Source organism: Saccharothrix sp. DSM 118769 (assembly GCF_052936295.1).
Map to the genome: position 1 here is coordinate 6,368,870 of NZ_CP193627.1, position 14,197 is coordinate 6,383,066.

3 protein-coding genes are annotated in these 14,197 nt (G+C 75.8%); all 3 read left to right on the top strand.

All coding sequences use genetic code 11. The annotated features are described in order from the left end of the window. Positions 1-36: 36 nt before the first annotated feature. The 3 genes from ACRAKJ_RS26940 to ACRAKJ_RS26950 are packed head-to-tail and all read left to right on the top strand — an operon-like array spanning position 37 to position 14,029. Positions 37-7,680, top strand: coding sequence for an amino acid adenylation domain-containing protein (locus ACRAKJ_RS26940; RefSeq protein WP_438922885.1), 7,644 nt, complete (start codon positions 37-39; stop codon positions 7,678-7,680). After that, entirely contained in the window at positions 7,677-13,052 is a 5,376-nt protein-coding gene (locus ACRAKJ_RS26945) for a condensation domain-containing protein (RefSeq protein WP_438922884.1), read from the top strand. The genes ACRAKJ_RS26940 and ACRAKJ_RS26945 overlap by 4 nt, the downstream gene beginning before the upstream one ends. Continuing rightward, positions 13,049-14,029, top strand: coding sequence for a 3-oxoacyl-ACP synthase (locus tag ACRAKJ_RS26950; protein ID WP_438922883.1), 981 nt, complete (start codon positions 13,049-13,051; stop codon positions 14,027-14,029). The genes ACRAKJ_RS26945 and ACRAKJ_RS26950 overlap by 4 nt, the downstream gene beginning before the upstream one ends. The last annotated feature ends 168 nt before the right edge of the window (positions 14,030-14,197 follow it).

Sequence of the window (14,197 nt, forward strand, 5' to 3'; positions counted from 1 at the left end):
GAGGACGATATCCGGAGTCGACTGGCGGAATTGCGCATGGATGTCGAGCACTTGTCGGTGGGAAGCGTGCACGACCTCCTCGCGGCCCGGGTCGCCGCCGAGCCGGACCGGACCTCGGTGGTGTGCGGGGAGCGGCGGCTGACCTTCCGGGAACTGGCCGCCGGGGTGGACGCGGTGGCAGGTGGACTGCTCGCGCGCGGCGTGCGGCCGGAGGACCCGGTCGGCCTGCTCGTCGAACGCGGCGTGGACGCCGTGGTGGCGCTGCTCGCGATCCTGCGGGCGGGCGGTGCGGTCGTGCCGCTGGCCGTGGACCTGCCCGACGCGCGCCTGGCCGAGCTGGTCACCGACGCCCGCCCGGCGCTCGTGCTCACCCGGCGGCGGTTCGCGCACCGGCTGCCCGACGTCCCCACCGTCTTCCTCGAAGGCGACCACCCGCCGAGCGGCGCGCCCCCGCCCCGGCTCACGCCCGACCACCTCGCCTACGTCCTGCACACCTCCGGCTCCACCGGCCGCCCGAACGGCGTGCTGGCCACCCACCGCGGCCTGCTCGCCCTGCACGCCCACCACAGCCGCGGCCTGTTCGCCTCGGCGTCGCCGCTCAAGGTCGCCCACACCGCCGGGCTCGGCTTCGACGCGATGTGGCTGCCGCTGATGTGGATGCTGGCCGGGCACGAGCTGCACGTGATCGACGACGACACGCTCGCCGACCCGAGGGCGCTGGTCGACCACGTGGCGGCCGCCGGCATCGACGTGCTGGACGAGACGCCGTCACGGCTGCGCGAGCTCCTGCGCGCCGGGCTGCTCGAAGGCGGGCACCGACCGCGGGTCGTGGTCACGGGCGGGGAGCCGGTCGACCCGGACCTGTGCGCGAGCCTGGTCGCGGCCGGTGTCGCCGCGCACAACGCCTACGGCACCACCGAGGTCGCGGTGGAGAGCCTCCTGTGCCCGGTGACCGAGGTCGACCAGGCGGTGCTGGGACACCCGATCGCGGGCGCCCGCGCGCACGTGCTGGACGCCGACCTGCGACTGGCCGACGAGGGCGAGCTGTACCTGGCCGGTCCCGGCGTGGCCCGCGGCTACCTCGGCCGGCCGGGCCTGACCGCCGCGTCGTTCGTCGCCGACCCGCACGGCCCGCCCGGCGGCCGGATGTACCGCACCGGCGACCTCGTGCGCCGCCGCCCGGACGGCCTGCTGGCCCACCTGGGCCGCGCCGGCGGGCACGTGAAGGTGCGCGGCGCCCGGGTCGACCCGGGCGAGGTCGAGGCGACGCTGCTGCGGCACCCCGACGTGTCCGCCGCGGCCGTGGTCCTGCGGGACGACCGGCTCGTCGCCTACGTCGTGACCGACGGGACCCCGGACGCGCTGCGGTCCCACCTCGCCGACCTCCTGCCCGCCCAGGCGGTGCCGTCGCTGGTGGTGCCGCTGGCCGCGCTCCCGCTGACCGCCAACGGCAAGCTCGACCGGCGCACCCTGCCGCGGCCGCGGCCCACCGGCCCCGTGACGCCACCGCGGACCCCCGCCGAGGAACGGGTCGCCGCCGTGTGGCGCGACGTGCTCGGCGTCGAGCGGGTCGGCGCGGACGACGACTTCGTGGCGCTGGGCGGTGACTCGATCCTGGCCATGCGGGTCGTCGCCGCGCTGGACCGGGACCTGCCCGCGCGGCAGGTGTTCGCGCTGCGCACGGTCGAGGCGCTGGCCGCGGCGCTGTCGTCCGACGAGCGCCCCCGACCCGGCGCGGACACCACGCCGCCGGGGACCGCGGCACCCCTGTCCTACGCCCAGGAACGCCTGTGGTTCCTCGACGAGTTCGCGCCCGGCGGCACCGAGTACACGACCACGGCCGGGTTCCGGCTGCGCGGCGAGCCGGACCCGGGCGCGTTGGGCGTGGCCCTGACCCGGCTCGTCGCCCGGCACGAGCAGTTGCGCACCACCTTCCACACCGTCGACGGCCGCGGCACGCAGGTGGTGGCACCGCCCCACGAGGTGCGGGTGGAGTCGGGGACGCAGGCCGGGTTGGCCGACTTCACGGCCCGGCCGTTCGACCTGCGCACCGGGCCGCTGCTGCGCGCGGCGCTGCTGGCGGCGGACGAGGACGGCGAGCACCTGCTCGTGCTGTGCCTGCACCACATCGTGACCGACGGCTGGTCGATGGGCGTGCTCGCGCAGGAGCTGGGCCTGTGCTACTCCGCCGCCGTGCGCGGGCGGGAGGCCGACCTCGCGCCGCTGCCCCTGCGCTACACCGACTTCGCGCGCCGCCAACGCGCCCGCCTCACCGGTGCGGCGCTGGACGCGCACCTCGTGCACTGGGAACGGCGGCTGGCCGGCATGGCGGTGCTGGACCTGCCCGTGGACCGGCCGCGTCCCGCGGTGCGCACCGCGGCCGGCTCGACCCACCGCCGCACCGTGCCGCCCGAGGTCGCCGAGGGCCTGGTGGAGCTGGGCCGCGGCCACGGCGCGACGCTGTTCACCACGCTCATGGCGGCCACGCAGGCGTTCCTGGCGCGGGTGAGCGGTCAACGCGACATCGCCGTCGGCACGGTGACCTCCGGCCGCGACCACCCCGACCTGGCCGGCCTGGTCGGGTTCTTCGTCAACACCGTGGTGATCCGGTCGCAGGTCGACCCCCGACTGCCCTTCGTGGACTTCCTGCGCCGCGTCGAGGACACCGTCCGCGACGCGCTCGACCACGACGAGGTCCCGTTCCACCGCCTGGTCGAACTGCTGCAACCCGAACGCGACGCCGGCCGCTCGCCGCTGGTGAACGTGGTGGTGGCGCTGCAGAACGCGCCGGCCGCGCCACCCGAACTGGCCGGCCTGGAGGTGGTGGAGTTCGACCCGCCGCGCCAAGCCGCCGCGTTCGACCTGACCCTGGAGTTCACCCGCGACGACAGCGGCCTGCACCTGGTCGTCGAGCACAGCACCGACCTGTTCGACGACACCACCGTCACCCGGCTGGTGGACCGCTTCCTGGTGCTGCTCGGCGACATCACCGCCGACCCGCACCGGCCGCTGTCCCGGCTGCGCCTGCTCACGCCCGGCGAGCGGCGCCGGGTCCTGCACGACTGGACCTCGGGGGCGTCGAGACCGGACCGCACGATCACCGGCCGGTTCGCCGACCACGTCGCCGAACGCCCGGACGCGGTCGCGGTGACCTGCGACGGGGCGTCGCTGACCTACCGGGGGTTGGACGCGGCGGCCAACCGGCTCGCCCACGGGCTGCTGGCCCGGGGCGTGCGGCCGGAAGACCGCGTCGGCCTGTGCGCGCCGCGCGGCCTGCCCGCCGTCGTCGCGCTGCTGGGCATCCTCAAGGCCGGCGCCGCGTTCGTGCCGCTGGACCCCGGCTACCCGGCCGGCCGGCTCGCCGACATGATCACCGACTCCGGCGCGCGCCTGGTGCTCGCACCCGCCGGCGCACGGGAACGGCTGCCCGCCGGGATCGACGTCGCGGACCCGACGCCGGACGACCGGCTGCCCGACCACGCACCGCCGGTCGTGGTCCGGCCGCGCAACGCCGCGTACGTGATGTTCACCTCCGGCTCCACCGGACGTCCGAAGGGCGTGCTGGTCGAGCACCGGTCGGTGGCCCGGCTCGCCGAGGGCGACCCGTTCCCCATCGGCCCGCACGACGTGGTGGCGCAGTGCTCCACGCTGTCGTTCGACGCCTCGACGTTCGAGATCTGGGCGGCGCTGCTGTCCGGAGCCCGGCTGGCGGTGTCCTCGGGGACGCTGCTGTCGCCCGACGACCTGCGCGCGTTCACCGCCGCGCACGGCGTGACCGTCCAGTGGCTGACCGCGGGACTGTTCCACGAGGTCGCCGCGGCCGACCCGACCGCGTTCGCCGGGCTGCGCCACCTGGGCAGCGGCGGTGACGTGATCTCGCCGGGCCACTGCGCCGCGGTGCTGCGGCACGTGCCGGACCTGCGGGTCGTGGACGGTTACGGCCCCACCGAAGGCACCACCTTCGCCTCGGCGCACGTCGTGCGGCCGGTCGACCTCGGCGCCGCGTCCGTGCCGATCGGGCGGCCGGTCACCGGCACGCGGTGCTACGTGCTGGACGAGGACCTGGACCCGGTGCCGGTCGGCGTGCCCGGTGAGCTGCACATCGGCGGCACCGGGCTGGCCCGCGGCTACCTCGGCCACCCCGGGCTGACCGCGTCCCGGTTCGTCGCGGACCCGTTCGGGCACGGTGACCGGCTCTACCGCACGGGCGACCTGGTGCGCTGGACCGCCGACGGGCTGCTGGAGTTCCTCGGCCGCACGGACGACCAGGTCAAGATCCGCGGGTTCCGGGTGGAGCCGGGCGAGGTGGAGGCGGCGCTGCGGCGCCACCCCGAGGTGACCGAGGTGGTCGTCGTGCCGCACGAGCACGTGCCCGGCCACAGGCAACTCGTCGCCTACGTGGTCGCGGGCGCCGGGGCCGACGAACTGCGCCGCTTCCTGGCCGACCGGGTGCCCGCCCACCTGGTGCCCGCCGTGGTCGTGCCGCTGCCCGCGCTGCCGCTCATGGTCAACGGCAAGGTCGACCGCAGGGCCCTGCCGCCGCCCCGCGCCCGGTCCGACCGCGCCCTCGTGCCGCCGAGCGGGCCGCACGAGGAGGTGCTGGCCCGCGTCTGGGCGGAGGTGCTGGGCGTGGAACGGGTCGGCGCGGACGACAACTTCTTCGCCCTCGGCGGCGACTCCATCCTCAGCATCCAGGTGGTGTCGCGAGCCCGTGAACTGGGGGTGTCGGTGACGCCCCGGGACGTGTTCCTGCACCAGACGCTCAGCGGCGTCGCGGCGCACGCCACCACCGCCCGGCCCCCGTCCGCCGAACGCGAGCCCGCGACCGGCCCGGTGCCGTTGACCCCGGTCCAGCACTGGTTCCTGGCCACCTCGGCCGACCCGGCGCACTTCGCGCAGTGGCTGGAGGTGGAGCTGGACCCCGACGTGGACGTGGCCGCGCTGCGGGCCGCGGTCGAGGCGCTCCCCGTCCGGCACGACCTGCTGCGCGCCCGGTTCGAACGGGTCGACGGGCAGTGGCGGCAGCACGTGCCGGAGGAGTCGGGCGAGGTCCTCACCACCGGGCCGCTCGTGCCGGACGAGTGGCGTGCCCCGCTGGCCACGGGCCCGCTGTTCCGGGCCGTCCTGTCGACCGACGCCTCGCGGTTGGTGCTGCTCGCGCACCACCTCGTCGTGGACGGCGTGTCGTGGCGGATCCTGCTGGAGGACCTGGCCACCGGCTACGACCAGGCCGCCGCCGGCCGGCCCGTCGACCTCGGACCGCGGACCACGTCGTTCCGGGAGTGGGCGCGGCGGTTGCACGCCGGGGCCGGGCGGTTCGCCGAGCACCTGGAGTACTGGGAACGCGCCGTCACCGCCGCGGCGGGGCGGGATGTGGCCGGGCCGGCGGATCGACCGGAACCCGCGGACCGCGCTGTGGCGGCGGAGCCGGACGAGGCCGAGTCGCCCGGGCACGCCGTCACCGTGGGGCTGTCCGCCGAGGAGACGGCCGCGTTGCTGCGCGGCGCGTCCACCGCCTACCGCGCCGGCGCGGAGGACGTGCTGGTCGCCGCGGTCGGCCGGGCGCTGGGCCGGTGGAGCGGGCAGGCGCGCGTGCCGCTGGAGCTGGAGGGCCACGGGCGGGAGGAGGTGTTCGCCGGGGTCGACCTGTCCCGCACGGTCGGCTGGTTCACCACGCTGTTCCCGTTCACCGCCGAGCTGCCCGACGCCGACTGGGGCACGGCGGTCAAGACCGTGAAGGAGCAACTGCGCACCGCGCACCGGCACGCGCTCAGCCACGGTGTGCTGCGGTGGCTGACGACCAGCCACCCGGCCGGGCACCGGCCGTTGGCGCGGGTGAACTACCTCGGGCGCTACGACGCCGTGTTCGCCCGCGTGCCGGGCGGCATCCGGTTGGCCGAGCCGCCGACGACCGCGCCGCGCCTGGACGTCACGGCCGCTGTCACGGCCGGTGGCGAGCTGGAGGTCGAGTGGGTGTACGCGCCGGGGGCCCACCCGACGCCGGTGGTCGAGCGGATCGCCGAGGACGTGCTGGCCGCGTTGCGGGAGATCACCGCGCACTGCGCCGGACCGGGCGCGGGCGGCGTCACGCCGTCGGACTTCCCGTTGGCCCGGCTGGCGCAGGACGAGCTGGACGTGATCGCGGGTGACGGCCGGTCGGTCGAGGACGTCTACCCGCTCACGCCCGCGCAGGGCGGGATGCTGTTCCACAGCCTCTCCCGGCCCGACGCCTACGTGGAGCAACTGCACCTGACCCTCACCGACGCCGACCCGGACGGCCTGGCCCGGGCGTGGCGGCGGGTGGTCGACGCGAACCCCGCCCTGCGCACGTCCGTGGTGTGGACGGGGGTGCGCGAGCCGGTGCAGGTGGTGCGGCGGTCGGTCGACCTGCCGATCACCCACCACGACTGGCGCGGCGCGGCGGACGACGAGCGGTGGCGGCGGTTGCTGGCCGAGGACCGGGCGGCCGGGTTCGACCTGTCGGCGGACGCGTTGACCCGCCTGGCGTTCGTCCGCACCGGCGACCGCGAGATCCGTCTGCTGTGGACGTTCCACCACCTGCTGCTGGACGGCTGGAGCGCGTTCCAGGTGCTGTCGGAGGTGCTGGGCGGGCCGCGGTCGCGACGGCCGTTCCGCGACCACGTGGCGCGGGTGCTGCGCCAGGACCCGGGTGAGGAGCGCTGGCGGGCGCTGTTCGACGGGTTCCGCGGGCCGCCCGCGCTGCCCTGCGACCGGCCGCCGGACCGCGCGCACCTGTCGTGCTCCTCGGCCGTCCACGTGACCGGGCTGCCCGCCGGCGTGCGGGGGTTCGCCCGGCGCAACCGGCTCACGCTCGGCACGGTGGTGCAGGGCGCGTGGGCGCTGCTGCTGGCCCGGCACGGCGGCACGCGTGACGTGTGCTTCGGCCTGGTGGTGTCCGGGCGGACCCCGGACCTGCCCGGCGCGGACACCGTGGTCGGCATGCTGGTCAACACCGTGCCGGTGCGGGTGCGGGTGGAGACCGACGACGTGCCGGGCTGGCTGGCCCGGCTGCAGGCCGAGGGCCGGCCGGCCGACCACGCCGCGCTGACCGACATCCGGCGGTGGGCCGGGCTGCCAGCCGGGACACCGCTGTTCGACACCGTGGTGGTGGTCGAGAACTACCCGCTGGACCACGACGTCGCGGCGGTCGACGTCCAGGCGGTGGAGAACACGAACTACCCGCTGCACCTCGTCGTCCACGACACCGAGCCGCTGACGGCCCGGCTCGGCTACGACCCGGACCTGTTCGACGCGGCCACGGCCGCCACCCTGCTCGACGAGTTCGCGGCCCTGCTGGCGGACCTGGGCAACGCGGCTCCCGCTGTTCCGCCGGACCGCGCCGGCCGGCCGGTCGACCGCGACGACCCGCCCGCCACCGGGCCGGCGCGGTACGTGCCGCCGGCCACGCCCGGGGAGCGGGCGGTCGCCCGAGCCTGGGCCGACGTGCTCGGCGTGGACCGCGTCGGCCGCGGTGACGACTTCTTCGCCCTCGGCGGCGACTCGCTGCTCGCCGTCCGGGTCGCCGCCCGGCTCCGACCGGTCTTCGGGCGGACGGTGGTGCCCCGGACGCTGTTCGACCACCCCACGGTCGGCGCGTTGGCCGCGGTGCTCGGCAGCACCGCGGCCGAGGACGCCCACGCCCGGGACTACCAGCTGTGACGACGGAGGCAGCCGTGCGGGACGAGGACATCGCCATCATCGGGGTCGCCGCGCTGGTGCCCGGCCTCGACGGCCCCACCGGTCCGGACGACCTGCACCGGCTGCTGGCCGAGGGCACCGACCTGATCGGGCAACCGTCGCCGACCCGCGTGCGGCACACCGGCGGCACCACCGGCACCCGGTACCTGCCGATGGCCTACCTGGACCGGATCGACCTGTTCGACCACCGGTTCTTCGGGATCTCCCGCCGCGAGGCCGAGATGATGGACCCCCACCAGCGGCTGCTGCTCCAACTCGCGCACGAGGCGATCGAGAACGCCTGCCTGGCACCGGGTTCGCTGCGCGGGTCGCGCACCGCCGTCGTGCTCGGGCACTCGCAGTCCGACTACGAAACCCTCTACCAGGGCGAGGACCCGCACCAGACGCTCGGCGCGCTGTCGGCGTCCTCCGCCGCCCGCGTCTCCTACCACCTGGCCCTCACCGGACCGGCGTACGTCGTGGACACGGCGTGCAGCAGCAGCCTGACCGCGCTGGCCGGCGCGGTGGACGCGTTGCGCCACGGCACCGCCGACCTGGCGTTGGCGGGCGGTGTCAGCGTGCGGCCCGTGCTGCTCACCGAGCAGACCCACAGCCCGGTCCGGGGCGTGGAGTCCACCGACGGCCGGTGCCGTCCGTTCGACGAGCGGTCCACCGGCGCCCTGGCGGGCGAGGGCGGCGCGGTCGTGCTGCTGCGCCGGCTGCGGGACGCGGTGGCGGCGGGCGACCCGGTCCGGGCCGTGGTGAAGGGCATCGCGGTCAACCACAACGGCCACCGCATGGTCGGGCTCAGCGCGCCCAGCCGCATCGCGCAGACCGAGGTGCTGCACCAGGCCTGGCGCGACGCCGACGTCGACCCGGCCACGATCGCCTACGTGGAGTGCCACGGCTCGGCCACGCCCCTGGGCGACGTGATCGAGGTGGACGCCCTGCGCGAGGCGTTCACCGCGGCCGGTGTGCCCGCGCCGGGCGCCGCGATCGGCTCGGTCAAGGGCAACGTCGGCCACCTCGACGGCGCCGCGGGCATGGCCGGGCTGCTCAAGGCGCTGCTGTCGGTGGGGCGCGGCGAGCTGTACCCGACCGCCAACTTCACCTCGCCCAACCCGATGCTCGACCTGTCCGGGCCGGTGCACGTCAACCCCGGGCACCGGCCGTGGCCCGAACGCGACGGCGTGCCGCGGCGGGCCGGCGTGACCGCGCTGGGCATGACCGGCACGAACGTGCACGCGGTGCTGGAGCAGCCGCCCGCGCGGGTGGCGCCGGAGCCGCAGTCCGGCGTGGAGCCGGGGTCCGGCGTGGAGCTGGTGACCGTGTCGGCGAAGTCCGCGGCGGCGTTCCGGGCCTACTGCGACCGGCTCGCCGACTTCGTCGAACGCACCGGGCACGGCCTGCGGACCGTGGCGCACGCGATGAACCGGGGCCGCGACGACCACGCGTTCCGCGGCGCGTTCGCGGTGGAGAGCGGGGAGGAGCTGGTCAAGGCGCTGCGATCGGCCGTGCCGCCGGACGCCGCGGTGCCCGACGACCGGCCGGTCGTGGTGTTGTTGCCGGGCGACGCCGCGCCCGACGACGCCACGTGGGCGGAGCTGGCCTCGTCGTTCCCCGCGCTGGCCGCCGTGACGCTGCCCGAGGCGTCCGCGGCCCGGCTGGTCGTGGCGCAGACCGCGTTGCTCGACCTGGCACGGGGACTCGGCGTGCGGGACGCGCACCTGGTCGGCTCGGGCGCCGGCAACCTCGCGGTGCGGGTGGCCCGCGGTGAGCTGTCCCTGCCGGACGCCGTCACCGCCGCCGCGGAGCTGGGGCTGACCTCCGAGCTGGACCGCACCCGCCTCGGACGGGTGGTCGAGCGGTTCGCCGCCGACCAGGCGGTGCTGGTGGACCTGGGCGGCAACGGCGTGCTCGTCCGCGAGATCCGCCGCCTCCGACCGGACCTGCCGTGCGTGGAGCTGTTCTCCGTGCCGGGGCGGCGGGGCGTGCTGCGCCAGCTCGGCGCCCTGTACCGGCTCGGCGCGCGGATCGACTGGGACGCGCACTACGCCGACACCGCCATCCCCCGCGTCGAGGCGCCGACCTACCCGTTCGAGCCGGTGCGCTGCTGGTGCCGCCCCCTCGGCCCGGTCCAGGTCACCCGCCCGGCGCCGGAGGTCGCCCGACCGAGGACCGGCGCCGCTCCCGAGGACCGGGTGGCCGAGGTGTGGCAGGAGGTGCTGGGCGCGGAGGGGCTCACCCCGGACTCGGACTACTTCGCCCTCGGCGGCACGTCCATCGCCGGGATCAGCGTGCTGCGCGCGTTGGAGCGGGACTTCTCCGTGCGCCTCACCTTCGCCGACCTCTACGCCCACCCGACCGTGCGCGGGCTCGCCGGCCGCGTGGCCGAACTGCGCGACGAGGGCGGGACGAGCGGGCCCGCGCCGATGGTGCTGGTGCCGCGCGGCGGTGCGCTGCCGGTGTCGTTCGGCCAGGAGCAGCTGTGGTACCTCGACCACCTCGACCCCGGCACCCCCCTCTACAACATCCCGCACGACCTGCGGCTGACCGGCCCGCTCGACCGGACCGCGCTCGTCGCCGCCGTGCGCGGCATCCTCGCCAGGCACGAAGTGCTGCGCACCCGCATCGCGGCCGACGACGACGGCGTTCCGCGGGCGTACGTGCGCGAGGAAGAACCCGAGGTCACCGTGATCGACCTCAGCGGGCTGCCGGAAGCCGAACGCCACCGCCGGGCGCGGCGGGTGGTGGACGAGGAGGCCCAGCGGCCGTTCGACCTCGCCGCGGGACCGCTGGTGCGGACCACGCTGGTGCGCCTGGCCGAAGAGGACCACGTGCTGATGTGGAGCTACCACCACATCGTCTTCGACGGCTGGTCGCCCACGGTGTTCTTCCGCGACTTCACCGAGCTGTACCTGGCCGCGTCGGCCGGCCGCGAGCCCGACCTGCCCGTGCCGGCCGCGCAGTACGCCGACTTCGCCGAACGGCAACGCCGCCGGTTCGCCGACGGCGCGCTGGAGGCCGACCTCCGGTTCTGGCGGACGCAACTGGCCGGGCTGCGGTCGCCGGAACTGCCGCTGGACCGGCCGCGGCCCGCCACGCGCTCGTTCGCGGGCGCGATGGTGGAGTTCGAGGTGGGTGCGCGGGAGGCCGAAGCGGTCCGGGCGCTGAGCAGGCGCCTGGGCGTCACCACGTTCGTCACCATGCTCGCCGCGGTCGACGCCCTGCTGCACCGCTGGGGGCGGCTCACCGACGTGGTGGTGGGCGTGGCCACGTCCGGCCGGGTCGACCCGGCCTCCCACGACCTGATCGGCTACTTCAACAACGTGCTGCCGTTCCGCACTCCCGTGCGCGGTGAAGCGCGGTTCCGCGACCTCGTCCAGCGTTGCGCGCGCACCGTGGCCGGCGTGCTCGACCACGAGGAGGTGCCGCTGGAGAAGATCGTCGCCGACGTGCTGGGCCGACGCGACCCGGCGCGGCACCCGCTGTTCGACGTCGTCTACACCTACCAGAACGTGCCGCAGGCGACCGCCGAACTGGCCGGCCTGCCGTGCTCGCGCTACCTGGACGGCGCCATCGCCGGCATCGCGCCCGGCACCGCGAAGTTCGACCTGACCTTCGGCGTCGTGGACCAGGGCACGGGCGCCATGAGCGGCTACGTCGAGTTCGCCACCGCGCTGTACGACCGGGGGACCGCCGACCGGCTGGCGTCGTGGCTGGCCGCGATCGTCGCGCGGGTGGCGGCGGACCCGGACGTGCGGCTGGACGACCTGACCGGCGATGAGGAGGTACGCGTGACGAGCACTGCTCCGACCAAGGCCGTGGAGGTGCTGGGCGCGATCTGCGCCGACCTGCTCGGCGTGGACGCCGTGTCCGCGGACGACAACTTCTTCGCCCTGGGCGGCGACTCCGTCCTCGGCGTGCGGGTGGCGGCGCGGGCGGCCAAGGCGGGCGTGCACATCACGCCGCAGCAGTTGTTGCAGCACCAGACCTTGGGCGGCTTGGCGGCGGCGGCCGTGGTCGACGGCGCTCCCGCCGCGGCGCCCGCCGTCGTCGCCGACCGAGCCGGCGCCCCGGTGATCGCGCCCGGGGCCGAGCCGGTGGACGAGCGGCCTATCCCGCTGACGCCGATCATGCGCAGCTTCCTGGAGCACCTGCCCGAACGGCGCGGTGACCTGGTCGAGGTGCACGTGCTGGAGCTGACGTCCGCCGACATCACCGCCGACCACGTCCGCACCGCCCTGCGCCACCTCGTCGCGCGGCACGAACCGCTGCGCTACCGCTTCCGGCGCAACGCCGTCGGCACGCGGGCGGAGTGCCGGCCGGACGCGGAGGTGCCGTTCGACGTCGTGTTCCTCCCACCGGGCGACGAGCGCGAGGTGGTGGAGGCCGACTGCCGGGCGTTGAAGGACGACCTCGACCTGGACCGCGGACCGGTCGCCCGCGCCCGCTACTACGAGCGCGGCCACCGGCGCGGCGGGCTGCTGGTGCTCCTGGTGCACCACTTCGTGTTCGACAACATGTCCACCGTCGTGCTGATGGACGACCTCGACGCGCTGCTCGCCGACGCGGCGGCGGGCCGTGCCGCGACGCCCCGCCCGGCGGCGGCCGGGTGGCGGGAGTGGGCGTGGCGGCTGCACGACATGGCGTCCTCCGACGAGGTCGCGGGGGAAATGGGCTACTGGACCGCGGTCCTGCGCGAGGGCGCGTCGTTCGGCACCCTGACCGGACCGGGCGGGACCGGCCTGGTGCACCGCTCGCTGCCGCCGGTGTCGACCCCGGACGCGTCGGCGCGGGAGGTCGCGTTGTGCGCGGTCGCCACCGGCCTGGCCCGCTGGCGCGGTGAGGAGGGCGCTCACCTGGTGGTGGAGGGCGAGGCGACGCCCAACGTCTACCGGCACGCCGGGCGGGGACCGTCGATCGGGTGGTTCACCAGCCTGCACCCCGTGGCACTGCCCGTGACCGCAGGCGCGCGGGACACGTTGGCCACGGCGGTCGACCGCGCCCGGTCCGTGCCGAACGACGGCGTGGGCTACGGCGTGCTGCGGCACCTGTCGCCCCACGGGCCGGAGGTCGGCCGGCTGCGCGCCCTGCCCGAGCCGCGGGTGCTGCTGGTGCACGTGCCGGGGGACCTGGCGGCGTTCGACTCGGGCATCGGCCTGCTGCGGACGCGGTGGGACCTGTCGGTGAACCTCAAGCGGGGCATGACCTCGTGGTTCCCGTTGATCATCGCGGTGTCGGGGCGCGACGGCGAGCAGCGCCTGGAGGTCAACAGCCTGGTCGACTTCGGGCAGTCCGAAGTGGAGGAACTGGCCGAAGCGATCACCTCCGCCTACGGCGAGCTGGCGTGATCGCGCTCGCGGGCTCGGGCTGGTGCCTGGGCGACCCCGTGCCGATCGGGGAGTTGCCCGAGTGGGCGGACCTGGCCGACGCCGAACGGGCGGTGTGGCCGGCGCTGGGCATCGGGAGCGTCGCGGTGGCCGAGTCGGCCGGTGCCACCGACCTGGCCGTCGTGGCCGCCCGACGCGCGTTGGCGGCGGCGTCGGTCTCCGAGGCCGAGGTCGACGTGGTGATCACCGTGGAGGCACGCGCGCCCGAAACGCTGATCAGCTCCGACGCCACCCGGCTGCAAGCCGCCCTCGGCGCGCGCCGGGCGATGGCGTTCTCCGTCGGCGGGCTCGGCTGCACGTCGCTCACCCCGGCCCTGCTCACCGCCGCGGGCCTGCTGCGCGACCCCGACGTGCGGACCGTGCTCGTGGCGCACGGCAGCAAACCCGCCACCTCGCGCCGCTACCGCCACCCCGTGACGATCAACGGCGACAGCGGCGGGGCGCTGGTGCTGATCAGGTCCGGCGACACCCGCATCCGCGACGTGCTGCTGGAGACCAACGGCGACTACGCCGACCTCTTCCGCGTGCCGTACCGCGACCGCCCGTTCCGCGAGTGGCGGGAGGAGTGCGCCGACCCGACCACCTACTCGTTCCGCCTCGCGGTGGAGACCCGCAACCGCCTGCGCGACCTCACCGCCCGCCTCCTGGACCGCAACGCCCTGAGCCCCGCCGACGTGACGTGCTACGTGGCGCAGAACCTGTCCGCGCCCTCGCACCGCAACTACGTCGACGTCCTCGGCCACCCGCTGGCGCCGTCGTGCGGCGACAACCTCGCCCGCTACGGCCACCTGGGGCCGAACGACACGTTCCACAACCTGCACACCGCCGACGTGCCACCCGGCAGCCGGGTGGTGCTGCTGGACACCAGCCCGACGGCGGCGTGGAGCGCGGTCCTGGTGGAGGTCGGCGGCACGGACAGCGACACCCACCTGTTGTGACGACCGGTGATCGTGCCGGTCAGCGACCGGCCCCCACCGCGGACGGTCGGGAACCGCGGGACGTCAGTCCCACCGGAACGTCCACGAGTGGTCGTTCACGAGGCGGTCGGCGCAGGCGGCGGCGAGGGTGGGCGGCCGGGGTGGCGGGCGCTTCTGCCTGCCAGGTGT